Genomic DNA, 26,460 nt, shown 5'->3' with positions numbered 1-26,460 from the left:
GTAGATGTCCGACGTAATGCCCACCATTCCAGATCTGTTCAAGCCAGAAGACTTCAAGCTATCCGCCCCCCCGCCGCCAGTTCTCTACAAGTATATGATAGCAGACCGTGTTGCGGACGTGCTCGAGGGTGGCATGGTACGATTCACGCATCTTCTCGACACGAACGACTCCTTTGAAGTCCGTAAAACCTTTCGGCGCTTCGCCGGTCCAAAATTCATAGCAATGATGAGGGGCGCGACTCTCGCAGCAATAACGCCTGACTATATCGACCAGCAGATCCAACGAAGCTTGGCTAAGGCGGGATTAAATATTCCGACCACTTTCGTCAGAGAAATGCTGAAGCAGCAACACGGGATATCCGTAGAGCAGCTCATGCGATCTCAAATGAACGCGTTCGTTGAGACGTTTTCTGGCGGTCTTGACTTGGTTAAATCACCAGAAGAATTTCTGACGGAAATTGGCTCAATCCTCCTGTGTTTCTCGCTATCAGAGCGCTACGACATTGCCGCGATGTGGGCGCATTACGGCGGAAATCATACGGGCTTGGTGGTCGCATTCAGCACAGACCACCCGTGGTTCAAGAACGACAAGGATCCGGCGGAGTCGAAACTGCAGAAGATCAAGTATCTGGACGACCAGAACGACGAGCTCTTTGATGATTTGCAAGCGGCGTTTTCATCAAAAGCAACGGATTGGGCATACGAACGGGAATGGCGCATAAATTGCTCTATGAAACAGATAGAAAGGACTGTTGATCTAGGTGCCGAAAAAATCCACTTGCGATCCTTCCCACCTGATGCTGTCACATCGGTGATCGTGGGAGCCAAGGCATCAGACGACACGGTCGCTCGCGTTCGTGACGTGCTCACAAGAAAGTACCCACATGCAAAGCTTCAACGAACAACGCCGCAGCGAATGACAGTTGGCTTTGTGTTGGAGGACATATAGTCCAGCCGATAACTGCGGAGTGGCCGACATTAAACTCCTTTATCGTTTGCGACAGGCTCGCTCTGCTCGCAATCGGCCACCTGAGACAGCGTAACGCATCCTTCGTTGACGACGAATCCCGTCTTTTCTGCTTCCGACGGCAACATATACAGAACATCCAGAGGCAATTCCTCACCTGCAATTCCGATCTCCGCCTTAAGCCGTGACAGAGGTTCGCCCGACGGTCCGACAATGAGAATATCGTAGTCACTGCCGATGCCGAACAGCGATGATCCAAACATGTAGGATTGAAAGTCGCGCAAGGAACCGCAGGTTTTGAGAAGGTGACGCGCCACATCAGCCGCCGACATCACCCCTTCTTCATAATCGCCTTCAAGTCGTCCCACTGGACCACCTCGCATCCCAGTTCGCGTCCGGCTTCGATGGCCTCTGGAGTGGGCTTCCCATTCGGATTGATATTCCAAGCAATGTCGACGGCGCCGAACTGATCCCAAAGGGTGCGGACACTGTCGGCTGTCGGTTCGTATTTCATGATCATACCGATTCTGAGCGCACGCCCGCTGACGAGCGTTACCGTGTGGACCTGATCGAATTCCCGAAAGACGTTCGCAACATCTCGCGACTGCCTCAGGGCCCGGTCCGAGAAGAAGAAATCCTTGTGGGCGGCCGAATTGACGGAGCCCTTTGGAAGAGCCGAGTTGAGTGTGCCAATGGTACCCCAGCCTATATTGTTGCCTTCCAGGTATCTGATTGCGTCGCCTTCCCAAAGGCAGGACGTCCTGTATCCGCAGAGAAAATCCATGTCAGGGTATTCGTCGTGGTAGCGCGCCGCCGCCTCGGCGTTCACCCTATGGGCGGGAGAGATAACGGCCAAGACGTCAGGCTGATCCTGCATCGTGATCCTGAGGGCTTCACCCCCCTCAGGCTCTACGGATGTCACTCCCGCAATTTCCGTGACGATGCTCCGAGCGAACTTAACCTGCCAGGTCATGCGAAGATTCCGTCCATCTTTTCAGGGTAGCGGATGGCTCTGCCATTAACGCCGCAAACATGACGCTCGGAGAGGCCCCTGACATGTTCCTGGTACTGCCCAAAAGCCTCCCGCTCCTCCCCCGTGGCATGATGAAGGTTTGCGAGGATGATGTCCTGAATGCGAAAATGGTTCGGCAGAATGACGCTTCTCATCCTGTGGGTCCAAGTCTTCGCCGCCTCAGACTCGGGATTGTATTCGAAATCCGATCCTTCGGTGGGCGCGAACTTTCTCCATACCGCCTTGTTTTCCTCCATGGCCGCAACCACGGCGTCTCGCACTTGGCCGCGGTCTTCGTAAGCGTGGATGCCTATCTTGCGTGCCAACGCGGAAATATGGTTCGCCTTCCAGTCCAACAAGGTATTTCGTGGATGTGCGCCAGGATCCTTGTCCACGATCGTATGACAGGTGGGACACAACAGTATGAGGTTTTCGAAAGTATCGGCCTCAAACTCTCCATCAGGCCGCTCTGCATGACGCGGTCCGTCTTTCCCGTGCGGGATCACATGAGCCATCTCAGCGATATGCTTGTCCCCGCCCAATTCGGCCGGGAAAAGCGTCTCAAGGCACTGGGGACGTTGGCAATGCCCCGAAGCTTCCGAAAAGAGCCGGAGTTTGGTTTCGTTGGGAATGTGTTTTCGAGCTGCCATGGAAGGGTCCTGAAATCCGATGCGACCGAGATCGCATCGATATCTCAAGTAATCAAGTGAGCTCCTTGTCAGAACCGGGCAGGAACCGGTTTTCTTCGGTTCCCGCCGCCGTTTCCGCTTACGCTGCTTTAAAGGGGACCGTCGGCGCATACATGGAGCGGACGATGGCGCGCCTCTCTTCGCGCGTGCTTCTTCCGCCACCTTGCGACTCTTTTAGCGTGTGCATGGAGATGTTCAGATAAGCATTGTAAGAATCGAATGCAGCGCGCCTCACGGTGAAGCCCGTCGCATAGGCCGCGGCGATAAGCATGCCGTTGGAAACATAGTCTCCGAGATGCGTGAACAGGCCGTATGATCGTGACAGATCTTCAGCGCGATGCTTCAGACCATAACTTCCCACTTTTCGGTTGAGCGATTTAATGATGACCTGCCGTGAAAGGAAAACCAGAGCCAGTTCGAATTGGTCTGCGGCCCAGTCATCGTCATAAGCTTCCCGTCGCCTCTCCGCAAAAAGGGCTTCACGCTCATCTCTCGGCTTACGCAATTCGTCGCGACTTCCGAGCCACCCTGCATCAAAGCCACGCAGTGTCAGTTCCGGTTGTTCGTCGAGCACCTTGCGAAGCATGGCGCGAGCAACAGCTCGCGAGAGAACTCGAACAGGCTTACCCCCCTCCGTTTTCGTTGGCACGGCAAGACTGGAGCAATAAACCTCATCGTCGACGCTCACCGGTACAACGCCAGTCTTCAGTGAGCTCCGGAAGCTTGCATAAGTGAAGAAACCGAGAGCCTTTGCAGCCGCTTCCGTGCGGTGGGTTGGCTGCGTGCAAGTATGGGCCTTTCTCAGGCTTTCTTTGATCGAAGGCAGATTGGATTCATGGACAAGCAAGTGCATGGCGAAACCTCATCGCATCGGCAGCCGGACGCCATTTAATCAGCAGCCGAGGATGGGGTTCGGCGTGCACACTTGATAAGGAGTGGCTTTTAACTTGGCGACACGTTTGGAGCCACGGTCCAAATAGAAACATCGTGTCGGCGCCTCGATTCGTCAAGAGCGCACGGCAGCCAATCGCAATCGACCGTAGACTGAAGGTCGCCGGCGCTATCGTACGACACCTGCGGCTTGACTGCTCTCATCGAGCGAGCAACCGCAAGGACATTGCCCCGGGCCGTATACTTCTATTCGCCGGTTGCTTTTCCTTGAGAACTAATATGCCGTGCAATTGCCTTTGACCCGGGCAGTTCTCGCGCGAGGATTGCCAATTGGTTGGCGTCCATCGTTTCAAGTAGTTCGGTGTTTCGTTCGACGGCACCCTTGCCCCCCAAGTCATGGATTGCACGAGCGATGATTGCAAGATGATCCCCTGTAAGTTGCTGCAGCGTAGGAACGAGAGCGGTAACGAGTGAACTCCTCTGATCGCTGTTTTTCGCCAAGGAGAGGATATTATCGATCCGGTTGATAACGATTCCGAGTGACTTCGGTTCTCCCGCTTTTCGCAAAATGCTCGGCAACATAGCGGTAAAGAACGCCAACCCGAGTTTCTCACGTTGCGCAATTACATAAGACAAAACGCGTTCCCTTTGCTCATCAGTCAGTCCCGCTTCGATTAGAAGAGCTTGAACGACTTTCGCTTGATGTTTCTGGGCTGCTAAGAGCCAAACGCTCAGTGCCCCATCGGGCATGTCATCGATCTGTTTAGGCGGGCTGCTGAGGAGCTCCTTCGCGATAGCTAGACACCGCGCTTCGTCCGCACCGCCGGACAGCGCATCAACGATCGCCTGGATATTCGCCCGCGTGTTGTCGCTCTGATTTCCAGTCAGGAGTCGCTTAATGTCGCCAATAGACATCAGTGAAGCAATCTGCGCGATGCTCGAAACGACGGACCTTGGTGAATGGGGCCACAAGATCACTGCTGCGCCTGATAGTTCGGCGCTGGTACTCTCTGTGACAACGTTTCGAGAAGCCATGTCTACGACGGATTGAAAGACATCGCCTGAGCCCTCAAGCGCGGGATTCTCTCTAATGAACTGGATCGCGCGAGACGCGATGGCGTTAGGGCCATAGGGCCCAGTCTGATCGTTTTCCTCCGGCCATTTGCCAATCATCTCGCGATGGAGAATCGGATAGACACTGGGGGCGCCTGCCGCCTGTTCAAACAGAGGAGTCAGAACGTTGGCGGTCTGCCCCTTAGGAGCTCTGCTCAGTAGTGCGCGCGCCGCCGGGAAGATAGCTGAGAGATATTCAACCCGTGTCGCCATAGCGACAACCCGACTCCGTGAAACCTTCGAGTGCGCAAGTAATGGTGCAGATGACCACGCATCCTCGGGTGCGGCGGCTATGAACTTCGCGTACTTCTCCGCGTCTTCTGACCCGATGGTATCGCCATTAACCAGCGCGTTCATCTGGTCCGCGAGTGTGGACTTTTGTATGTCGTTTAGCTCGCTGAGTTTGATAGCGATGTATTCCAGGGATGGCCAAGGCAATTCCCCGAACGTTTTCTTGGTGAGATGTTCTATTAGACGGTCCCAGGTATCCCTGTCACGGCGCAGGAGAATCTCTGCAGCCCTTGTCATGTATGCAGAGGTCTCATCGATTTCTCCCCAAGATTGGGTCAGCGGGAGCACACCCTCCGCGCACCCACTGTCGATAAAAGCATCCCACCGGGCAGCCAAATCTAGAAATCGTTGCGCGCCGGCGTTCCAGTCCAACCCCCATTGGTCGGCATCCGTCATTTCCTTTTCGAGTCGGCTTGCGAATGCGATGAGAAATGCCCGTGCTTGCTGGCCCGTAGCCAGCGCCGCTCGCAATCCGGCCTCCTTCCACGCCGCCGAAGAAACTTGCGGATCTCGCATGGCCACCAGGCGGGTTACCTGAACCCACAACACCTCGCGACTCTCCTGACCGCCTTCGGCGAGTTTTTCACTCACCAGGCCAATTCGCTGGAGTGTACGCATCTTGTCGGGAATAGCGGTGGGATTCCTTTCCAACTCGCCAATGGCCAGGTCGGCGTAATCAGCACCCAGCAAGTCAAGCAAATGGTTTGGGTGCTCTTCCATCCACTTCTCAAGCTGTGAGAAAGGAACTGACTGCGATCCTTGGGATGACTGGACCTCTCGCCCAAGCAACCAAGCTTTGAGGAGCACGTCGGTAGCCGATGACAGCCCATTGCTCTTACGTACGTCGAGAGCGAGCTCGGCTGCTGCGTTGGCATCAGAGACCAATTCTTCGAGGTTAGGCGTTTCGCCCGAGGGCAATCGCCACTCCAGTTTTTGGCCCGTGAGTAGGTCTTTGCCAAAGCTCTCGGCTACCTCGCGCCTATCGGCGGCCGGGAGAGCGGATATGATCTCTCTTGCCGCTGTCGGTCCAACGTTGGTCCTTATGTCCTTTAAGCTGATCATCTGGCGCGCCAAAGGCACCATTAAGCCGTTGCGAGTGTCGGCGGGAATCCTATGAGCAATTGCAGCCAAAACTCTTGCCGCGCTCACGCGTCGCGTCTGAGTGTCATCTGGCAAGCCTTCAGCAAGATCTTCCAACAGACGAACGTCGTCTCGGTCTAGGACAGCATTGTCCAGATGATGCCCAAAGATCTCTAACACCCCTCTCGTATCGCCGGAAACGAATGCGTCGTGTAGCTCGGCAGCCCGATCTCCGTATTTCCGAGAAATCGCATCCTGGGCAAGAAGAAGAAGGGGTTGAAGAGATCTTGGCCAGCGCAGGTCTAGCAGGCTGGACAGGTACTGACGGAGGTTTCGGTGTTCGACCCGAACGTCATGTCCGATCTCGTTGCCCTGAACGACCAGGAATTCCTTCAGTGCATGCTGAGAGTTTGCCGAAAGAGTGTTGAATGGCACACCTCTGAAGACAACTCGGGTGAAATCCTGAATTAGTTCTGGGTGTCTTTGCAGCTCACTGTAAAAATCTGGAAAGTCGACGCGCAGAACACATAAAGCTGCCAAGGCCACAGGATGCTTTGACACCGCGCCGTCGTACAGTACGCCCGGAGCGCTTGAGCCGATCCCGCTACGCTCGCGTTGGATAGCAATCCACCAAGTCTGCGTAAATGCATTCAACAGTTGAATAGCATTTCGAGGACTCTGCACACCGACGTGGATCAATCGTTCCACGACATCCTGCAATGTAACATGGCCTTCTTCAATGCTAGCGGCGATGTCACCCATTTCGCGCAGCTTCTTTTCTGCGAACTGCCGCATGTCTAGCTTTGGGAAAGGCGGTATTTCCAGCCGAAACTGGAAAAGTCGGTCCAGATAGCGCCGTGCGTCAGAGCGTGTGAAAACAGATCCCGGCAAGTCGGGATTGATTCTCCCACGTCCCCGAGAGAGTGCATCTGCCACGCGGTCTTCGTCGCATGAGATAACGAAGATGATTCCGAAGTTCTCCGATCCGTCGCCGAGCGGAAGCTCCAGAAAAGTTCGTACGGCATCCAAGCCTGACACCATTTCGGCTGCTGACAGTCGATCAAGATCGTCGACAAATATGACGAGCCGTTCGCATGAACGACCTTCGCGTCCAGCTCGAAACTTTTTGATTTGGTCTACCAGAAGCCGTTCGTATTCCTCAGCGCTCGTTGTGGGAAAGGAAATAACGGTCTGGTTGTTAAAGAGCGTAGGCGACTTCAGGCGGATATCGACGACATACTTGCCTAAAAATGCGGCAACAATCGCCGCCACCGACAGGACGACTGAAAGCCCCCATTGATCGGAGAGTCCGAGACCGTAGGAAGCCGTCCATATGACACCGATACTGCCCACTAGTAACAATAGGAACAGGCCCGCCGAAGCAATATTCTGAAGGACTGCCTCTTTGAGCCACTCTCCGAAACCTCGGCTTGTCTGGGCGGAGTCAGTCACCTGCTGATAGAGCCTACGACGAAGTTCAACGTCGTCGCCGCCCAGCTGAAGAAAAACGTGTCTAAGCAACGCCCGCTTGATGTCCTCATCGCCACCATACCTCCACGCATTGAAGATTATGGGGCGGAAGCGGTTCGCTCGCTTCTTCCCAGTCGGACCAGTCGAATCGGAAGCTAGGGATGAGAGATATAGCTCCTTGATAGTGCTTTTCCCGGTGCCCCAGGTTCCAAGCAGACCGATACTAAAAGGGGGACGATGAGAACCTTCGATCAGGCTTCTTAGGGCGTTGGCGAAATGGTGATGACCAAAGGCATCTTTTGATAGATCGGAGACTTCCTTGTCCAGAACACTCGGCATGTTCTGTTGATAGAATGTTCCCACGCTTAAGTTCATCCATTCGCCCCAACTAATACCCTCTGGAACCGCAACCTAGAATGGACGCGATTGATGGGAAAGCCAATAGGACGAGATCTGCCGCTTCAAAAGATTGGTTCGCCGCGGCCGGGAAGTGCGAACTTACGGGAGACGATAATGTCAACTCAATTTCGGTTGGTCTCTCCGCTAGTGCTTCTGGATTAATTGCAGCCCCTCGCAAAACGCTCCACTTTCCTTGCAGGTGCCTCGGGACGTCCTCGGCTTTGCAGCGCCTCCGGACCCGATTCGGTTTTAGTCCCAGTCTCAGATGCCGTTCGACGACAGGATTCACAAGGAGACGAGCGATGGGCGCAACGACGCCGCGCAACATCACGCAGCGCTCGGCATGGGCTTCTGGGCCTCCAAAGCCACGCTCAGCGCGGTCGAGCTCGGCGTCTTCACCGAACTCGCAGCCGGCCGAGGCGAGGTGGTCCGAGTGGAGGAGGGTGGCGGGTATCGAGTGAAAATCCCCGGCTACCAGTATCCGATCACAGTTCACGAGCACGCCATCGAGCAGATTTTCAAGTACAGGCCTCCAAAATCGAGACCTCCGCGGGATAATCCAGGCGACTGATTGTCGGCAAAAAGCCAATTATTCAACGCGGTTACACCGAATCGGGCAAATCACCACGGGATAACTCGGTAAAACCTCGTTGACCTGCTTGCTTTCCAGCCACGATTCACGGTTTTGTTGCTGTGTCGTAACTGGTTCGCGCAGCAGTGCAGGTCCAAACTGCACATCAAACGCTGGGGGACTGCGGCTAGTCGAGGAAGGGTCTCGGTCTCCAAAACCGTTCCCCTCCCTCGGCGCTCCAATCCCCATATCTGGGGATGACTCTATGTGTGCTGTGTAACGCCGCACATGACAACTCCCTTCCCCTCACAAAAGTGTTGATAGCCAACATTCTGTTGGTAGCTGTCGCACGGACAGTCACTCTGACAGCGTTGCCTCCCTCAACGATCCTGCCTACGGTCGCCGCAGTGATTGTGGGCTTTGAGGGCAACAGGTGTTGTTTGTAAGGAACTGGATTCTGCCAATTGCCTTCGCCGGGATCGGCGCGCTGCTGGGCGCCATCGCGTTCGGGCTTCCCGGCGTCAACTTGGTCCAGACGATCGACGGCTCTCCGGTTGCCGGCGGTGTCATCCCGCCAGAACAGGTCAGTGTCATCATCGACCAGGGCAAGCGGACCGGCAGCTATTTGGACTTCTACGGGCTCCACCTTCCGGGCCAGCCTTGGTACTGGGCCATCGGTATCATTGGTGCGATGACCTTCCTCGGCTATCGCGCCGGTTGTTGTTTCGCATTTAACCGCCAGACTCCGACGGCAATAATTTCAATAAGATAGCCTGGCACTTAATCTGAGACTTGGCAGTTAATTTGAGATTGCCGCTTTGATTTTGGCACGTAACGTGAGATTCAACCGCCGACGAAATAGATGGTGTTTCTGAATGAACGATCCACTACCCGACGAGATTGACGAAGCGCTTTCGGATGAGCGTATCGACGAGCCGAGGCGATGCTTTCCATGCTTCGTGCCCATATGATGGGTGAGAATAGAGCCCGCTTCGGCAACGCTATAGAAGAGACGGTGGGCTGCGGGCGCCATTTGCGGAGGTCTTTGCAGCTACACTTTCAGCCCACGGAATCTCAAATTAAATGCCAACAGTGAAAGAAGCGGCCGCATTCTCACAGTTAAATGCCAAACGACATCAGCCGATCTCCACACAAAGTGAGGAAGACCCATAGAGGGCCAAAGAATTGCTAGGTCGGGTGTTGAGCTCTCCTTCTGCTTGTTCGACGCGCCGCGCGCTGCAGCCAGGGGCCGACACGGTCGTGGTCTGGGTGGTCTGCGACGAACTCCCAGATTTGCGACGCCTTGGCGTTGTTGTGGGTTATTTCGTCGGCAAAATCGCGAACGATTTCCTCCCATATCGGATCTCGAACGAAAGAGCCCATACTGCCATCGTCATGGTATCGCGGCTTATCCCTGATCCGAATCCCACGCAGACGCACATCTTTTGAAAGCGTGGTAGCTGATACGAATACGAGCTCCGATTTCACGCCCTCCGACGGCGCTGCGAATTCGTCTTTCGTCGTCACAACGAATCCATCTTCTTCTCCTCTACGCTCTGCGCGGGTCATCTTGGAAAGCTCTGTTGGCTCACGTTTGATGGCCACCAACGCATCAAGATCTGACTTCAGGAGCGAAGGCGGGAAATAGATGTTCTCATATGCGTTCAACCACTGCAGCTCGTTCAGAAGAAACGCGTCCTCCTTACTTTTGAGTCTAAGGACATTGCCAAGAGCATCCGCGGAGTAGACGTTCGGATCGTGGAAGAGGAGGCCAAACTGCGGTGAGAGCGGCATGAAGAGTTGCAGACCGGCTCGAGTAAGGCCCGCCATACGATCTGGTGCTTTCATTCGACCGAACAGGTTGGTCGAAACAACAGGGTTATCTGCAATAATGAAGGGCGTCGAAGTGCGGTTTATTACGAGAAGCTGCTTGAGGTCCATCAACAGCGGAGCCAATTTGAAAGCTGTCGATATGTTGTGATTGGCAACTTCCTTCAATCCAATCCTGACGGACCGAAGGACTTCTTCGCTTACCCGGTTATGCATGTAGAGGCGAAGCATTTTCTCCGCCATGCTATTGAATTCGTCACCAGCGCGAGCAGTCCGTGCTCTCTGGAGCGAGATCATCAGGATCAGGTCCCATCCGTCGCGTACATCGATCGAACATGAGTTGATCATCTTGCGCGCAAGAGCCGAGAACACGCCCTCGAGTTGGCTGAGGCTCTCTTCGAAAACACCATCTTTGCCGTAAAAGTAGTCCCGATAACACTGGCCTGCTAGCGAGGCGCCGACAATTATCTTGGCGCTCGAAATATTCACCAGATTAATTTGCCGCGGCTTCGTCTTGTGTCCTTGGTCAGCTGCGAAGTGACGCAACATGAACTGCGGTACGAAATGCTGCTGTTTTCTGTTGGCCATTTTACCTCGCTCAGTTCACTACTATTGCCACCGACAATTTTGACATTCTGATCATATGATGCCCCATGCGCGAAACCTCCCCCTCCCCGTCATCTCGCGAAGACCAAGCTCACTGACGATGCGCCGCGCCGCCTGTGGCGTGACCACCAGCGCCTCCATCATACCGGTCGAAACTAGCGGTTTTACCATGACCAGCTCGATCAGCTCCGGTAGCATTGACGAGACGCGCCGGCCAGGGAGCTCCATCATCTGCCGCCCCAGCGCCACCCGATCATGCTCCTTCAGACCGATCTCGGCGGCTGCAATTCGGCCGTGGACAATGGCCAGAAGCCGGGTCTCACGATCGCGATGCCGATCGACGGGAATGGATCACAGGCCGCGATTGAAGGCGACAACATGCGCCGCGGTGGTGACGCCGGCCTAGCGCAGCATGGAGTTGGCCAGAGGGCGATGAGACTCGTCGAGACGCGCGAGCGCCGATCCGAATGTGGCCGAATTCACTGCGCGATGGGCCATGTCTTGGCCGATACCTTTACGGTGCTATCCACCCAGGCGGCTCCGACCACCTGACCTTGTCGGCAAGCTTTTCCTTAATAGCGTTGGAAATCTCTACGCTCCGGAGGCGCGACGTGGATACGACCTCCCGTAGCTTTTCGAAAAGATCCTGGAACTCAGAGGCGTCCGCCTTTTTCAGATAGCCCAGAATTCGATCATGCGTACCACGTAGTAGGACATGCTCCTCTGAGAAATGCTGGACCAGCGCCAGCATGGCTGGCAGTACCTCGTTACCCTCCGAGAGCGCCTTCGCCTTCATGACTGCATCGATTTCGTCCCCGAGGACGTTAAACGCGAGATTTCTATCGCGCTTATCAGACAGCCAGTACTCGAGGTCCTCGATGTCGTCGGCGATAGCAGGCAGGTATGAGAGAGCTTTCGCCAGCCAATTGCGCCTGACCGCGAGAATCGGCGCAAGGCCGAACAGCGCGGACCACGCCTCCGGCATGAAGTCGCCGACGCGAGAAACCTTGTGCTTAATAAGGAGATCGAGAAACAGTTCGGCATGCGGCAGCCCGCATGATTGGATCACTTCGCCTACGATGTTCCCTTGCGCTCTACCGGAGACAAGCTGCCAAGCTGCGGGGAACAAGGGATGCTCCGGGTGCCGCACAACGAGATCAACGACCGGCTGCCAAACAGCACGGCCGCGATGGGCTCGATCCCCGAGCCTTCCGAAGTGCCCGGTGTAGGAATGGACGCACGCTTCCAGAAGTTCTGGAGGCAGGCTGCCGATCAAATCCTCTGGTGGAGCGTTGAGAGTCAATCCTGCGGGCAACAGCATACCCTGGAGTTCTTCCGGAACGGCAGGCGACGTGAGTACTGCTGCTCGAAGCCACAAGACGTCTGAGCGAGCCGAATTCAGGGCATCGATAACCAGTTGACGCTCGCCGTCGCCCAATCTGCTCCAGTAGCCCACCATATCGCCCACGAATGTATAAGGGGCGTAGGTTCCAGGCAGAGCGAAAGCTCGAGCGAGTTGCCCTTCCCGCAAATCTGGTTGATCACGCGTGGTGTCCAGGATCAGATCCACGATGCCGAGAAGGTAGTCCCCTGGGGTGACGCCCTCACCTATCGCCCGTTCAAGCCAGTAAAGCCAACTGTCGCAGATCAATGCGAGGACCTCCGGCGCGATTTCCCCACGTGCTTCCGACACGACGTTGTACAGCCGCGTTTCCATGAAATCGGCTGAGGTCGGCAAGGCGTTCAGCGCCACAGGCATCACGCTGCCAAACAGCTCCCAGGGAGGTTGCTTCCCGGAGTACTCGACACGGTCGAACCGGACAAGATTGTCCATCATTGCCGCCGCATCTGCCGGAGCTGCCGCTCGGGCCAAAATCAAGGCCGACAGCTCAACGCGTCGTGGCCCTGCGTATGAAGCCCATCCCCGAACGATGCCGTCTAGCATGGCGGAAGCCACTGCAGGATGATCGTCGGCACTTAGGCGACGCAAAATCTCACCATCGTGCGCCCGGTTTATCGCCAGCCAGATTTTAGCCGCAGCCGCTCGGATGAAACCCTCCCCATAGTTGAGAAGGCGAGACATTGCCAGAAGCCCTAAAGCCGACGGTTTTGTCTTGAAAAAGACGATTGCGCGGCAGGCCCCTTCGGCGCTGAGAAACGATTCTTCTGGGCTCTCGAGCAGGCTAATGCGCGGCGACAATCAAGGTGAGATTCAGCGTCAATCAGGATGAGACTCGGCGGCGGGGGTGTGACGAAGGGAGGGCGTAGCCCGACCGGAGTTACACCCCCGCCGCGGCGCAATTTTTCGGCGTCTCATGATCGCGGTCGGCCCGCTACGGTGGTGGTTATCTGGAATGGAGAACCACCTTTGTGCCGGGTCGCCATGTAACCGATCATCAGATGAGATTATTCATGAAGTACCGACAAACGCATTCTGTTGAGGTCGCCGCCGCGAAGGCGTCGATCAGCCGGGCGACGGCGTTCCGTGTGGAGAAAGAGCAACGCCTTCCGTCGCAAAACAAGCCGCCCCGCGGTCGGCGTCGCCCCGATCCGCTTGCGCATATCTTTGATGCGGAGGTCGTTCCGCTCCTCAAAGCCGCTCCCGGCATTCGTGCGGTCGCCGTTTATGACGAGATGCTGCGGCGTCATCCGGAATTGCCCGAAGGCATTCGCCGCACACTTGAGCGACGCATCCGGTCATGGCGAGCCGCTTACGGTGAGGCACAGGAGGTGATCTTCCGCCAGACGCACGAGCCCGGCCGGTTGGGGCTGTCGGATTTTACCGACATGGGCAGCCTCAGCGTGACGATCGCCGGTCAGCCGCTCGACCATCTGCTTTATCACTTCCGGCTGGTTTGGTCGGGCTTCGAACACGCCCATGTCATCCTTGGCGGCGAAAGCTTTGTCGCCTTGGCCGAGGGCCTGCAGAATGCCCTGTGGTCGGTCGGCGGTTCGCCGCTCTATCACCGCAGCGACAGCCTGTCGGCCGCCTTCCGCAACCTTGATGCCGATGCCAAGGTCGATCTGACAAACCGCTATGAAGACTTGTGCGCTCATTACCGGATGACCCCGACGCGTAACAACAAGGGCGTCGCCCACGAGAACGGCTCAATCGAAAGTTCTCACGGCCATCTCAAGAATGCGGTCCGCGATGCACTCCTGATGCGCGGCACCAGAGACTTCGACGATCTCCGTTCCTACCGCGCCTTCGTCGACGAGATCGTCAGCCGCCGCAATGCCGCACATGGCAAGCGCATCGATACCGAGCGCCCGCATCTGCAGGCGCTTCCCGATCGCCGCACGTCCGACTTCGAAGAGGTGGTCGTCACCGTGTCGCGCACCGGCGGCTTCGCCTTGCGCAAGGTCTTCTACACCGTCCCCTCCCGTTTGATCGGCCACCGGCTGCGTGTGCGTTTGTTTGACGATCGCCTCGACGTCTTCATCGGCGGCACGCATCTGCTGACGCTGCCACGAGGTCGCGCCCATGCGAGTGGCAAGCACGATCAGGTCGTCAACTATCACCACGTCATCCACTCTCTGCGCAAAAAGCCGATGGCTCTTCTCAACCTCGTCTATCGCGACAAGCTCTTCCCCCGGCCGGAATACAGAAGGGCTTTCGACACTCTCATCGAGCAACTGCCTGACCGGCAGGCTTGCAAGATCACCGTCGAATTGCTGGCGCTGGCGCATGATCGCGGCTGCGAGCGGGAACTGGCCGAGGAGCTTGCCAGAACGCTCGACGCCCACAAACTCCCCGACCTGGTGGCCTTGAGAGCGATCTTCGGCCCGGACCCGGATCAGTTGCCGACCGTGCATGTGCAACTCGCATCGCTCAATAGCTATGAAGCCCTGATGGGGGCTGCCTATGCCGGAGAGGTCGCATGAAGAGCATTCACACAATCGACGAAGCCCGCCTCGGCATCATGCTGAATGAGCTCCGGTTGCCGACGATCAAAACACTGTGGTCGCAATTTGCCGAACAGGCCGATCGGGAGGGATGGCCAGCCGCCCGCTTCCTGTCGGCCATCGCCGAACATGAGTTGGCCGAGCGAGCGCATCGCAGGATCGAACGCCACCTCGCCGAGGCACATCTGCCGCCTGGAAAGACGCTCGAGAGCTTCGCCTTCGACGCCGTGCCGATGGTCTCCAAGGCCCAGGTCATGGCCATTGCCGCCGGCGATAGCTGGCTCGCCAAAGGTGCCAACATCCTCCTGTTCGGTCCGCCGGGTGGCGGAAAGAGCCATCTCGCCGCCGCCATCGGCCTCGCGCTGATCGAGAACGGTTGGCGAGTGCTGTTCACGCGCACGACCGACCTCGTCCAGAAGCTTCAGGTCGCACGGCGTGAACTCCAGCTCGAATCCGCCATCGCAAAGCTCGACAAGTTCGATCTGCTTGTCCTCGACGATCTGGCCTACGTCACCAAGGACCAGGCCGAGACCAGCGTGCTCTTCGAACTCATCTCCGCAAGATATGAGCGGCGTTCCATCATGATCACCGCCAATCAGCCCTTCGGAGAATGGAACCGCGTCTTTCCGGACCCAGCCATGACGCTTGCCGCGGTGGACCGACTTGTTCATCACGCAACGATCTTCGAAATGAACGTCGAAAGCTATCGGCGACGTTCCGCCATGGAAGCCAAACGCCAGCGCGGCAGACCTGCCGCCTTCGCGACAATTAAAAGTGCTTCCCAGATTGTCGCGGAGCGGCAATCAGAACACGACGAGACTCTTGCCAGCGACAATCAGCATGATACCTTCATCCCGACCGCGACATAAGAGTCTCATCCAGATTGTCGCCACCGTCTCATCCTGATCGCCGCGCTATAGGCTAAGCTCGGACAGCACGTCATCTCGATCAACGGAGAATTGAAAAGTGCTGCTTATCGCGACGCTTCGCGTCCTGCCCAGCGGAAGGCGCGCCTCGCCGTCTCGCCACTCCATCGTTTCCAGCCTGCACCGCTTTATTGCATCCACCCACTGTGGCAGCCGGGCTTGATACTCTACGGGCAACTTCAGCAGATGTCGTAACAGAAAGGCGTAGCACAAGTCGCGCGTCGCCGGGAAATAGCTCTTCAACCCGCGTTCCGCGAGTTCCGGAACTGCCAGATCTCTCCCCGAGCGAGCCAATCGATCGTGCAACCAGTTGAGGTTACGAGCGGCTGCCCTCGATGTCACGGCGGTCTTACAGAAAAGGCCCCGTTCCAGGGTCGACACCGCTGCCTCCGCCTGCTTGGCGGTCGACGCGTCGGCCAGGGCTTCTCCAGCGGCACGATAGTATGCATGAGCGAAGTTGAGCTTGCCCGACAGCGAAAGACTGATCACACGCTGAACCTCAAGAGCCTCCAGACGTTCGCTCTCGACCTCCGCTAGAGTAGGTGGCTCGTCGTAATCTGCATCTGGCTCTGGTTCTGGGATATCCCCGCCGATTTGCGTGGCTGAAAATACTCCTTCCGGCATCCCGGGTAGTCCACTTCCACCCTTGCCCAACAGAAAAGCTAGATCGATCTCCGCGATCGGCTCCACGGCTGTCGTGCCGATTGCTAGGCTGCGCGAAAGCGGCTGAAGGCCTTCCTTTTTCCAAACCTGCGCCAACGCGTTGGCGCGCTCATGCGCAATTCGCTCCAGTTGGCCTATTGAGTACGGATGTTCGATCTTGCGGCTATGGCTCGCCAGGTGGCGCACCGCGCCAGCATCCAGGACGAGCCGTCCGGTCGACAGCGCCTCGCCAACAAACTGCGCCAGATCCGCGGGCACGCTCGATGATGACACTTCTTGCGACCACACGCTGGCGACGAACGCCGCATTGGGTTGTCCCAAGTCGTGCCAGCGATGCCTGTCAGTCTCCAGCTTCGATACGTTGGAAGCCCCGGTGGCCAGCAACAGTTGCTCCTGCGACTGGGCTACAACGAGCCTTCGGTCGTTTCTAAGTCGGCCGAGCAGATCTTCCAGGCGTTGATAGATTTGTAGATGATCCGGCTCCGCATGGGTTCCCCCTAGGGGATCGTCCAAAACCACGAGACGCTGCGAGCTACTAGGCTCACTCAGGAAACGTTCAGCCTCCTTCACGTCAGAAAGGAGACGAACCGTGTAGCCGAACTTCTGAAATCGTGAAGCAACATACTTTGCCGCATCCGATTTTCCGCTCCTTGGTCGCCCCGTCAGCAGGAGCGCCCGGTCCGCGGAAAGCGTAGCCATCCATGCCGTTTCGTCGCCGCGTTCAATGTAGCCCTCCGGTAGCAGCGATCCTGCAGAAAACTTTTCGAGAACCCCCTTCAGGGCCGGCAAGGCATTGGTGTCCTTTCCCTTCGCGTCCTTCACCGCCGCGCGGAGGTCGCCGATTGCTTGTCCGAGCCTATCTCTTGGCACATCATGATCGCGCACCAGCCAGCTTTCGCAGAATGCGGTCAATCCCTGTTCTTCTAGCCGCTCGATCACTATGAGGCGCTTGAGAGCCGAGTTCAGCGCACCAGGAGTGAGAGAGGTAGCTACGGTCTTCCGATGCTCGCTCCGTTTCTTGGTGAGATCAGTGGGATTTTTGTCCGGTGAGGGACTGCCGAAAGTCTGCAGCAATGCCTTGGCATTCGCCACACCGAAGCTGTGGCTACGCTCTTCCGGCTCCCATTCTATTGTGTTTACGAGGGAAGATGTTGCGTCGTCACTCCGGCTGGAAAGAACCAGGACGACGTAGCGAGAACTATCCGATACGAGCCGTTCGAGCAGCGTGTTGTCTGCAACATTCTTCCCAGGATGGCCCAGATAATCCGCCAACTCCTTGATGCCGAAACTGCCGCCCGCACCCTTCACCTGGACTTCTGTTGTGCGGCCGTTCAGCCTGACCTCGCAGTCCTCCCCTCCATCAGGTTCAATAAAGAGCTCCGCGCCCTCCTGCCGCGCGAACCTCAGACCGATTGCGACACAAACGAGGTCCTGGAAATCGTACTTCTTCGGCCCGGTTATGTTGATTGTCACAGCTCGCGTCCGATCTCTTCAACTGACAGAAATCGACTAATCGCAGAACTTCGTTTCTCCAACCAGTCCCCCACCCGACTGTGCAAGCCTTCCTGAGGACTTTTTTGAGAGCGCTTCAAGTAAAATCGAGAAGCGAAAACCTGTGGGTTTCGCTTCGCGGTTTCAAACCGAAAATCGTCATTTAGCCGTTGGGCTTAGACGATAGACGTCGCAGGATTTTTCGCTAACGATTTCAGCGAGTACTTTTGCCGGGCCATTGAAACATCGAACATCACTGGCAACTTAGGCAGCCGCGTTAATCGATGGGCGAGCTCGGGCGTGCCAAACGCGACCGAACTACAGCGTCGGCCGGCGCAATTTCCCCAAGGCACCCGGGCTCTGAAAGCTCCCTCCCCCCGCTCGGCCTGAAGACGTCAGCTCAAAAATTCGGCGTTGTATTTACCGCTCAGCGGTTCGAATGAAATCGCAAAGCTAGAGCCACAATCGCCAGAAAATCTGCCCCGGTTATCACATCGAGATAGCATCTTGGCCTCTTAGGCAATCATTAACCATCTGTATTAACGCCTTAAATTTCACAAACAGAACGTAATTCGAGCATTCTTTCCGTCATTCAGACGATGCCTTTCAGCACCAATCACTATCGATAGGGTCCAAGTATCGATAGTGATGGTTTTCGAGTCGAAAATCACCTATGTCGGTCGCCCTGGATCGGTGGATTTGCCTGGAAATCCGGGCTTTTCAGCCGCTTTACAACCTTGTTCAGCGGACTCATCCGCCTTGATCGAATGGACTCGCTGGATCCGAGCGGCCGGCGGAGCGCCATCCGCCAATCGACTTTTCCATCTCCTGGCCCACCTGAAACGACAGGGCGCGACCCGATCCCCGTCAGGCGGGCCGATTTCCGGCCTTTTCCGCCACAGAAGCCCGCTGGCGCGGTTTCTTGGCCGCTTTCGGTCCATGGGTCATCCGCACTGCCATTTCGAGTCTGGAAGGCCTCTATTCATAGCATAAAACACGCTTGCAACCGTCCGTTTTCTAATGCGTTGCTTGCCGTTACAAACCGAGCCCCCGCAATTCGACCAGGTGCAGCCGCGTGGGGGCCGGAAGCGGCAGCCGACTGCCATCAGGGCCCTGCTGGACGGGGCCCGTCGCTTCGGGCTCGTTCGCGATCGAGAGCCTGGGTCATAAGGCGCCTGAGCTGCCTGTCGCGCGAGCGCCCTTTGGTATTGGAAATCGCCTTCCACTCCGCACCCGTCACAATCTGTTCGGCCATGCGACGGTACTCGAAGTCCGATCGGAGCCTGAGCTTCGAAGCGGTCCCCTCCCCTCTTGCGGAATTCGACGGGAGCGCAGTTTGCGGAATTGAACCACCCCTGAACTCGGCAAACTCACGCTCGAGGAAAACAGGTGGTGGTCCGAACCGCCGTCTCGCTTGAACCAGATCGAGCAGTTGCGCCGCAGCCGTTAGCGTGACGATGCGCCACGAAAGCGACAAACTGGCGAGAGGGTCGCAGCGAACGGTGAAAACGGGAAGACGGCCAAACGGACGCTTCAAGTCGAGCCATGCTATGAAGGGCTTCCCATTCGCCTGCGAGGGCGCCCACAGGACCTGGACCGCAGCCGTTATCTCATCCAGTGCCGCGCGCCTCTCTTTGCCCGCAATGGTGGCTCGCACTGCGGCCGTCAGCGCCAGCAGGAAGTCCAATTCGGCCGGCTCCTCGATCCCCGTCATCCGACCCGATACCGTGGTCGCGCACTGCGCGCAAACGAGCGTCGCCCTTTCCTTCACGCATGCGAACCAGAATCGGCCCTGCGCGAAACAGCGGCGGCAGAAATCCTGAAGCATCCGGCGATGCCTTGGGCATATCGCAGTTTCGACGTGAGACCACGCACGGCGCACATAATGATCGCGGCCACAGGCGGCATCTTCGTCAAGGCAGTCCAGGCACATCCCGCGCCGCCAGGACTTTCCGACATACCAGCTTGCCGGTCTGGCGAAACGGGCGAGCGCCAATCTCTCGAGTTCGCCTGCCCGCATTCTGCAGGCACGCGCCCACAGCGTCGTCGTCGCAGCATCCGGTTGAAAATCTCGCCTTGCGAAACTCCACTCCCGGCCATGACCGCGGTCGTGTCCGAGCCAGCGCTCAATTTCGCTCACCGGGCATCCATAACGGCACGCCACACGCTCCTGCCAGGAGGACAGCAATTCGTCCTCGAAAGGGCGCGGTGCAACGGGGAGGAAGCGCGACACTCTCACCGGACGATCCGCCGCCGCAACTGCCGTTCCGCTTCCCGTGTCATGGCCACCAACGGCAGCACCAGATCGTCGGATGCGAAGCTATCGGCAGTAATGCGCTCGTTGCCATTGCGGATCGCTTCCACCGCCACGGTCTCGATTAGCCGGAAGATGCGCACCGTCACGCCGTCGGTCATATCGAGCACCCGCTGGCGGGTCGCCGCCGCGACCAGCTCCGAGGGATGGCGCAGGGGCAAGATGCTTCCCAGACTCGACAGCAGTTGGGCGAAGTGCCGGTCGTTGGACCAGCGCGCCAGGTGAAAGGCCTCGAAGCGCTCCGCCAACTGCGGATCGGTCATAAGCGCCTGCCGCGCCAGGTCAGTGCCGGCGCAGATCAGCGGGATTCTCAAATCGTTGGCCAGAAACCGGATGACGTTGAGAAATATCCGCTGCTGGCGGAAGGTGCCCGCCAGCATGGCGTGGATCTCGTCGATGATCAGCAGCCGCGCACCCATCCTGCGCAGGAGGCCGCGGCAGATCTCCTTCTGGCGATAGGGGCTGTCGCTCGCCGGTCCGGGTGCCCCGAGCGCGTTGAGCAGTTCGCCATAGACGTCCCGCTCCAGCGGCTCCGCCGGCATCTGCATCGCCACCGCCGGCATGGTCGTCACGCCCGTCCCGCTGTCGAACCGGGCCGGATGATCACGCAGGAATTTGCGGATGATCTTCGTCTTGCCCATGCCGGTGTCGCCATAAAGCAGCAGGCAGGGCATGCGGTCGCGCGGCGGGTAGGACAAAAGATCCTCCAGCCGCGCCATGGCCGCGCGCGCCTGCGGGGTTTCGAGCCACCGGTCGGCCCGTATCCAGGCAATGCGCTCGGCGTCGCTCGAAGCCGCATGGCGCCGATAGGCCGGCAACAGGTGACCGTATTCGCTCAAGACCATTCCTCTACCGTCAGCGGCGGTAGGTCGATCGGCAGCTCCTCGTCAGCATCGGCCTCCCGAATGAAAGGACCGGCGCCGGTTCCGGCTGTCGCCGCCAGGGACCGGTCACGACGCTCGATCCGGCGGCGGGCAGCTTTGGTATCGCGCGCCGCCGCCTCCACTAATGCGCGCTGCGCGGCGATCGTCTCAAAGATCAGTTGCTCATCGGTCGCCTGGACGCCACGCTCCTTCAGGGCCGCACGCGCCATGCGATGCTCACCGAGCGTGATGCGCGGACGGCTGAGATCGGCGAACCGGATCGGCCAGTTGATGCCGTCAGGTCCCTCGACGAACACGCAGGACAGATCCCGCGGGTCGTAGCGGATGCGCAGCCGACGCGAAAGCCGGCCAGCCCAGGCGCTCAGCACGTCGTCCCAATAGCGCAGCCCGAACAGATGCACACCGTCGCGGCGGATGCTGCGCTCCTCGAAAGGCAGAAAATCCTGGAGAAACCGCTCGGCATCCTGAGGCAGCCGCAGCGGCTCCGGTCGCGCCGCGACGGCATCACCCCACGCGGTAACCGGCGGCAGACTGAGGCTGCGGTGGACCTCAGCGTGGTAGCGGCCAACGATCTCAAGTGCAAGCCATCGCTCCAGCTCGTCGAGGGTCATTGTGGCGTGTTTTTCCGAGTCATAGGTTCCGCGCGTTGCGACATCACTCGACGTCGTGCCCGGGAGCAGATGAACCGCCCCCATCATCGTGCCGATCAGCCGCTCGATGTGACCGCCGTAATGCGGCCGCGCCACCGGCCTGTGCACCAGCATGATGCCATGCTCGGCTGCACCGCGAACAAGGGCCTTCCCATGGAATTCCCGCGCGTTGTCGACGTGGATCACCTCCGGCAGACCGAAGACCGGCCAGTCCCCCTTGATGTCACATGCCTCGAGCCACTCCCCCTTTGGCATCACCATATGCTGGACAGCGAGCGCCACCGACGCTGACGACGGACTTTCGAGACTGAGATAAAAGCCCGCGACCACGCGGCTCGCGACGTCGATCGCAAGCGTCAGCCACGGCCTTTGCAGCGGTCGCCGGTGCACCGCATCAACGACGATGATATCGACGAGCGTGTGGTCGATCTGAACGATGTGGAGGGCGTGATCGGCGCAATACTCCGCCACCGCCGGTGCAAAACGATCCCTCGCCGCCTTTGCCCCTTCCCTATCACGGGCCAGCATCTTCGGATCGGCCAGAGCGACGCGGGCTTTCACGGCCTTCCAGGAAGGCGGATGTACACTACGGGCACGACACAGTTCCCGAACGCGATCGTGGAGCGCGGTAATCGACGGTTTCTCTCGCCTCCGGTAGGTGTCCCGCATAGCGGTTTCAATGATCGCCTCCATCTCCTGCGCCAGGCGCCGTCTTCCCCGTTGGGGGCCCGAGGTAAGATCGAGTAGCGAGCTCGTGGCTGGAGTGGTTCGATAGCGACCGAGAAGTTCATAAAGACGTGCCCGGCCCACTTCGAGCTGGCGGCAGGCCAGGCCGACATCGGCAGGTGACAGTCGAGCTTTCGATGCCAAGGGAAGGATGACCGCCTCTCGTGCCACAGCTTTCAGCCAGACTGCATCCTCAACTGCGAACTTGTCCGGCTTCCGGCTCATCGAGCTTCACCCTCGCGTTCAAACCGCAAATCAGACTAGAATTCCACTGAACTAGGGAGATTCCACTGAATTAGGATGAGCAGTTATTGTTACAGGGCAAAGACATACAGTCCGGCGATCCAGGCAAACTGACATTGTCCTGCCGACCGTATCATCGAGCAGAAGCTGGAAAACCGCGCAATGTTGTCATCCGCGCGACGAGAGACGCGCAATCAGGGGAGAACGGATCATGACCGTTACAGTCAAGGTCGCAGAGGCCAAAACGCATCTATCCGAGCTGCTGGCCAAGGTCGAAGCGGGCGAAGAGGTCATCATCTCGCGAGGCAACACGCCCATTGCCCGGCTTTCTCGCATCCGCCGCGAAAATGACATCGATGCACTGATCGCCGAGATCAGGGCGCAACGCGCCGGCCGGCAACCCACCACCCAGGATGAAATTCGCGAGTGGCGCGACGAAGGCCGGCGGTACTGATGGCCTTCGTTCTTGATGCATCCATCGCTGCAGCCTGGTTTCTTCCGGACGAACAGCACGACGCTGCGGACCGGCTGATGGCAGAGTTGCGCGCGACTGTGGGACTGGTGCCGGCCTCGTTCTGGTTCGAAACCCGCAACCTATTCCTGGTCGCCGAACGGCGTGGGCGCTGCGTCCCCTTCCCTGCCTTTCGATCCGCCTCGGCCGCACGAAGACGACGACAAGCGACGACGACGAACGCGTACTCCTTGCTGAAATTCGTCGCCCATCATCTCTGGGACCCGGTCAGGCGCGCCGACGTTGATCTGGCGTTCCGCCATCTGCTAGTCGAAGTCGCCGCAGTCGTGAAGAGCGCGCAGGCGAGCATCGCTGTAATACCCCTCCAGGCGACACAACATGCCGGACAGAAAAGAACATCCGCGTCCGGTGGAAATCCGCGATGGGCCGGCTTGAGGTGATAAAAATCCGCTGAACTTGGTAGACTCCGCCGGTCCTCGCCAGTGCCAAATGGTTAAGACAGCAGATTGCAATCCGGTGATCCTGGGAATCCGACCTGTTCCCCGCGGCTGTGTTACAAAGGTATAATCTAGAAAATTAGGAACCTTGGGCGACAAAAATGGCGCTGAGCATCAAAGACCACGACACCGAACAGCTGGCCCGCACCCTTGCCGAACGGACCGGCGAAAGCATTACACTGGCAACTAAGCGCGCGCTCGAAGAGCGCCTGCGACGCCTTGGCTGTGACATGCGCAAAGCCGCTTTTCTCGAGGATCTCGAAGCGATCCAGCGACGCTGGAACGCCCGACCTGTACTCGACAGCCGAACCGCCGACGAGATTCTCGGCTACGACGAGAACGGACTGCCATCTTGATGGTCATCTATACATCCGTTCTTGCCGCCATCGCCTTCAATGAGCCGGAAGCGGCCACTTTCCACGAGCGCATCGCAGACGACCCCGTAAGGCTAATCTCCGCAGCGAGCGTTCTCGAGGCAGCAATGGTGATCGAAACGCGACTTGGGGAGGCCGCAGGCGCCGACCTCGACCTCTGGCTTTACAAGGCAGAAGTCGAAATCGTGCCGGTTACAGCCGAACATGCCGATCGTGCGCGGCGCGCTTGGCGGCGCTATGGCGAGGGCCGTCATCCGGTCAGCCTCAACTACGGCGACTGCTTTTCCTATGCTCTTGCCGCGCTGTCCGGAGAGCCGCTCCTCAACAAGGGCAGTGATTTTTCGCAAACCGACATCGATGCGGCGTGAGGATTTGTTCATGGCAGCTCAAACCGACCCAGCAAAAGCACCACCACATGTGTCGGCGACTACACAAGGCGCCAAGCCGAGCTAGAGCGGAGGATCCGGCTGGATCGAAGATGTATGGCTGCGCACCAGCATCCTGGGTTCGGGGCGCCGCTGACGTCGGCACACGGCGATCTCTACGATATCAACGGCCTGCCGAAATGAGCGAAGGGACGGCGTCCTGCCCCTCGATCGACGCGATCATCCGCGCGGCGACCCCACGGCCGTTCGATGGAAGACGAGGCAAGTAACATCTTGAAAGCCGTGCTGGCGCAGCAGGAGACAACAACCGCAAACCGCGCTGGCGCTATCCGCACCCGTTTGCAGCCGCTTGGCGGTGTCGAACTCGAACTTTCGGCGCGCGAACCGATCCGTGACGCTCGGCCTGATACCAAAACGACGCAGAGCGCAAACGGAAATGAGCGTCAGGGCTCATCGTCTAGCCTGGAGGCTTAGGCGCGGACGGGAAAAAAAGGCGGGACAGTCCGGATCATGCGGCCAGCACGGTCGCGAACATTACGACCGCAGCGGAGAATACGACGAGGCTGACGGCTTCACAGATGAGCTTCATAACGGTCTTGCAAATTTTCGGCTTGAATCAAACGCGTAGCGGAGGCTTGGATCGCCGGATCAGACAATCGCCGGGCGTGCTCGGGCTTCGCTCCGCAGCTGCTTTGCTGTTGCAAACAGCATGGCGAAAAACATCAGAGCCGAAAACAGAACCATTTCTAGATCCAATTCATTTGAGTGCTTTGAACTGAAACTCAATTAGCATTGGTCTTTCGCGCGATCTGTTTCTCAGGAAACACGCCGGGTTCATGTCCGATCCCCAAGTGCGCCCCATTGCTCCATCAAGAGGGCGTTGGACGCCTGAGTTACTGATTTGGAATGACGGCTGCATCACTTTAGCTAGAGAACACCGTTTTGCGGCCCTCGGAGCACCGCGATCTCTAGAACAACAGCAAAGAACGGATAGTCAGCTTGTCCGGTCGCCCGGGTGACTATCCTCCAAAGAATGCATCGGCCCGCTTCTCAAACGACTGCCAGTCTTCCGGCTCCGTCTCGGCCTCCGATCCGTCGCGTTGATCGGCAAGTGATGCTGCCCTCCACCACGCTTCGGCACGCTGCATCAACGACACCATCTCGGCCTTCAAATGATGCGAGCGCTGCAGGTCGGCGGCGTACTCGGCGTTCTCTCGGGGATCGTAGAATACGCCGATCGCCTCGCCGGCTGTGTGTCGCGCCGCCTCCAGTCGTTCCTTCAAGCCGTCAAGCTCGGCTTTCGCCGAAAAATAGCGTTTCATCAGTGCGATAAGCTCGCGGTCACTGACGCTGATTTCCACGATCCGTTCTCCTTCCATGTCCGCGCGCCAACCTTGGCTCACTGGAAACATTATCGCCTCCCGAAGCAGGCGCCCGCCCCGTCGCCACGTCGTCAAATTGGTCCACGGTCGACGGACATCTTACCGTCGTGAGCCTTCATGGCCCAAGAGAGAAGATGATCGATTCCGCGCATGCGATGCCGAAGCCGGAGGGCAGCAAAGTTCCTCCCAATGCGCTCCAAGACGATGATGCCTGCCGCGCATTTCCTGGCCTTTTGCTGAGCGCGAGATTGGCGCACGTAGCGACGAGGTAGTCTGGAGGCGCACCGGACTTCCCTCCCACCCCTACCGGCGCAATGCAACCTTGCAGAAAAGATCAGGACGCCGCGGTTTGCTGGTCGCTAATGGCACTTAAGACGATACCTGTGCGATTTCGTGCGGGATCGAGGCCAACAGCCTTTCCTCGCACAAACCGCTCGAACGTATCACTCGGCAGATTGGGCCGGCAGGAGCGAGCATCCCGTCAGCCGAGTAGCGGCAATCTGATGGTTCGTGCGGCAGGAAGTATGGTGGGCGGCCCTGGGCGCACACCCGAGATTTCGTTGGACAGGCCACGGGCTAGAGAGGCAGTGTAATTGCAAGATCCGCGAGCGGGGGCGCATCAAGGTG

The 26,460-nt window shown here is 58.1% G+C and carries 20 protein-coding genes and 3 pseudogenes; 9 read left to right on the top strand and 14 right to left on the bottom strand.

All coding sequences use genetic code 11. The features are described 5' to 3' along the window. Positions 1 to 4: 4 nt before the first annotated feature. On the top strand, positions 5 to 949 hold the full coding sequence (locus LAC81_RS34745) for a DUF2971 domain-containing protein (RefSeq protein ID WP_223730767.1): 945 nt from the start codon (positions 5 to 7) through the stop codon (positions 947 to 949). Positions 950 to 978: 29 nt separating this feature from the next. On the opposite strand, the gene LAC81_RS34740 is transcribed toward LAC81_RS34745, so the two are convergent. From LAC81_RS34740 to LAC81_RS34720, 5 genes are all read right to left on the bottom strand, one after another. Then, a complete protein-coding gene (locus LAC81_RS34740; RefSeq protein WP_223730766.1) occupies positions 979 to 1,335 on the bottom strand; it encodes a nucleotidyltransferase domain-containing protein in 357 nt (118 codons plus the stop codon). After that, a complete protein-coding gene (locus LAC81_RS34735; RefSeq protein ID WP_223730765.1) occupies positions 1,299 to 1,940 on the bottom strand; it encodes a hypothetical protein in 642 nt (213 codons plus the stop codon). Before LAC81_RS34735 ends, LAC81_RS34740 begins: the two co-directional genes overlap by 37 nt. Then, complete coding sequence (locus LAC81_RS34730) at positions 1,937 to 2,629, bottom strand: HNH endonuclease (RefSeq protein ID WP_223730764.1); 693 nt, start codon at positions 2,627 to 2,629, stop codon at positions 1,937 to 1,939. Before LAC81_RS34730 ends, LAC81_RS34735 begins: the two co-directional genes overlap by 4 nt. A gap of 118 nt (positions 2,630 to 2,747) precedes the next feature. Beyond that, positions 2,748 to 3,521, bottom strand: a complete 774-nt coding sequence (locus LAC81_RS34725; RefSeq protein ID WP_223730763.1) for a hypothetical protein — start codon at positions 3,519 to 3,521, stop codon at positions 2,748 to 2,750. Positions 3,522 to 3,805: 284 nt separating this feature from the next. After that, a complete protein-coding gene (locus LAC81_RS34720) occupies positions 3,806 to 7,876 on the bottom strand; it encodes a P-loop NTPase fold protein (protein WP_223730762.1) in 4,071 nt (1,356 codons plus the stop codon). A 338-nt stretch (positions 7,877 to 8,214) separates the two neighbouring features. On the opposite strand from LAC81_RS34720, the pseudogene LAC81_RS38630 reads away from it, so the two are divergent. Together LAC81_RS38630 and LAC81_RS34710 are read left to right on the top strand one after the other, a co-directional pair. Next, positions 8,215 to 8,327: pseudogene (locus LAC81_RS38630) on the top strand (methyltransferase); the annotation flags it as partial. Positions 8,328 to 8,919: 592 nt separating this feature from the next. Next, positions 8,920 to 9,255, top strand: a complete 336-nt coding sequence (locus LAC81_RS34710) for a hypothetical protein (RefSeq protein WP_223730760.1) — start codon at positions 8,920 to 8,922, stop codon at positions 9,253 to 9,255. Between the two features lie 416 nt (positions 9,256 to 9,671). Here LAC81_RS34710 and LAC81_RS34705 read toward each other — a convergent pair whose 3' ends face one another. The 3 genes and pseudogenes from LAC81_RS34705 to LAC81_RS34695 form a co-directional block, all read right to left on the bottom strand. Next, the gene (locus LAC81_RS34705) at positions 9,672 to 10,901 is read right to left on the bottom strand and encodes a DUF4238 domain-containing protein (RefSeq protein WP_223730759.1); all 1,230 of its coding nucleotides are present in this window, start codon (positions 10,899 to 10,901) and stop codon (positions 9,672 to 9,674) included. A 51-nt stretch (positions 10,902 to 10,952) separates the two neighbouring features. Further along, a pseudogene (locus LAC81_RS34700) lies at positions 10,953 to 11,321 on the bottom strand (helix-turn-helix domain-containing protein); the annotation flags it as partial. Positions 11,322 to 11,433: 112 nt separating this feature from the next. Beyond that, entirely contained in the window at positions 11,434 to 13,119 is a 1,686-nt protein-coding gene (locus tag LAC81_RS34695; protein WP_223730758.1) for a hypothetical protein, read from the bottom strand. A 170-nt stretch (positions 13,120 to 13,289) separates the two neighbouring features. Here LAC81_RS34695 and istA point away from each other — a divergent pair, with 170 nt between their 5' ends. Together istA and istB are read left to right on the top strand one after the other, a co-directional pair. Then, complete coding sequence (gene istA, locus LAC81_RS34690; RefSeq protein WP_419195845.1) at positions 13,290 to 14,804, top strand: IS21 family transposase; 1,515 nt, start codon at positions 13,290 to 13,292, stop codon at positions 14,802 to 14,804. Next, positions 14,801 to 15,694, top strand: coding sequence for an IS21-like element helper ATPase IstB (gene istB / locus LAC81_RS34685; RefSeq protein WP_223728175.1), 894 nt, complete (start codon positions 14,801 to 14,803; stop codon positions 15,692 to 15,694). Before istA ends, istB begins: the two co-directional genes overlap by 4 nt. Before the next feature lie 45 nt (positions 15,695 to 15,739). Here the strand turns inward: istB and LAC81_RS34680 are convergent, their stop codons facing one another. From LAC81_RS34680 to LAC81_RS34665, 5 genes and pseudogenes are all read right to left on the bottom strand, one after another. Continuing rightward, on the bottom strand, positions 15,740 to 17,887 hold the full coding sequence (locus LAC81_RS34680) for a hypothetical protein (RefSeq protein ID WP_223730757.1): 2,148 nt from the start codon (positions 17,885 to 17,887) through the stop codon (positions 15,740 to 15,742). Between the two features lie 1,123 nt (positions 17,888 to 19,010). Further along, on the bottom strand, positions 19,011 to 19,733 hold the full coding sequence (locus LAC81_RS38245; protein WP_235693206.1) for a hypothetical protein: 723 nt from the start codon (positions 19,731 to 19,733) through the stop codon (positions 19,011 to 19,013). Between the two features lie 6 nt (positions 19,734 to 19,739). Beyond that, positions 19,740 to 20,138, bottom strand: a pseudogene (locus LAC81_RS38625) (TniQ family protein); the annotation flags it as partial. Positions 20,139 to 20,140: 2 nt separating this feature from the next. Next, positions 20,141 to 21,064 carry a TniB family NTP-binding protein gene (locus tag LAC81_RS34670; protein ID WP_223730756.1) on the bottom strand — a complete coding sequence of 308 codons (924 nt, stop codon included), beginning with the start codon at positions 21,062 to 21,064 and terminating at the stop codon, positions 20,141 to 20,143. Next, positions 21,055 to 22,704 (bottom strand): Mu transposase C-terminal domain-containing protein, encoded by a 1,650-nt coding sequence (locus tag LAC81_RS34665; RefSeq protein ID WP_223730755.1) that lies wholly within the window; start codon positions 22,702 to 22,704, stop codon positions 21,055 to 21,057. Before LAC81_RS34665 ends, LAC81_RS34670 begins: the two co-directional genes overlap by 10 nt. Before the next feature lie 229 nt (positions 22,705 to 22,933). Between LAC81_RS34665 and LAC81_RS34660 the strand changes: the two genes are divergently transcribed. The 4 genes from LAC81_RS34660 (at position 22,934) to LAC81_RS34645 (ending at position 24,433) form a co-directional block, all read left to right on the top strand. Beyond that, the gene (locus LAC81_RS34660; protein WP_223730754.1) at positions 22,934 to 23,176 is read left to right on the top strand and encodes a type II toxin-antitoxin system Phd/YefM family antitoxin; all 243 of its coding nucleotides are present in this window, start codon (positions 22,934 to 22,936) and stop codon (positions 23,174 to 23,176) included. Beyond that, the gene (locus LAC81_RS34655) at positions 23,176 to 23,634 is read left to right on the top strand and encodes a type II toxin-antitoxin system VapC family toxin (RefSeq protein WP_223730753.1); all 459 of its coding nucleotides are present in this window, start codon (positions 23,176 to 23,178) and stop codon (positions 23,632 to 23,634) included. The genes LAC81_RS34660 and LAC81_RS34655 overlap by 1 nt, the downstream gene beginning before the upstream one ends. A gap of 158 nt (positions 23,635 to 23,792) precedes the next feature. Next, the gene (locus LAC81_RS34650) at positions 23,793 to 24,047 is read left to right on the top strand and encodes a type II toxin-antitoxin system VapB family antitoxin (RefSeq protein ID WP_223730752.1); all 255 of its coding nucleotides are present in this window, start codon (positions 23,793 to 23,795) and stop codon (positions 24,045 to 24,047) included. Beyond that, on the top strand, positions 24,047 to 24,433 hold the full coding sequence (locus LAC81_RS34645; RefSeq protein ID WP_223730751.1) for a type II toxin-antitoxin system VapC family toxin: 387 nt from the start codon (positions 24,047 to 24,049) through the stop codon (positions 24,431 to 24,433). The genes LAC81_RS34650 and LAC81_RS34645 overlap by 1 nt, the downstream gene beginning before the upstream one ends. A gap of 1,037 nt (positions 24,434 to 25,470) precedes the next feature. Here LAC81_RS34645 and LAC81_RS34635 read toward each other — a convergent pair. Beyond that, positions 25,471 to 25,863: a hypothetical protein gene (locus LAC81_RS34635; RefSeq protein WP_223730750.1), complete on the bottom strand. Its 393-nt coding sequence runs from the start codon at positions 25,861 to 25,863 to the stop codon at positions 25,471 to 25,473. Positions 25,864 to 26,460 lie beyond the last annotated feature (597 nt).

The organism is Ensifer adhaerens (genome assembly GCF_020035535.1).
In the GTDB taxonomy this organism is placed as follows: domain Bacteria; phylum Pseudomonadota; class Alphaproteobacteria; order Rhizobiales; family Rhizobiaceae; genus Ensifer.
The sequence above is the reverse complement of the archived record's forward strand: the minus strand, read 5'-3'. Positions and strand labels throughout refer to the sequence as shown.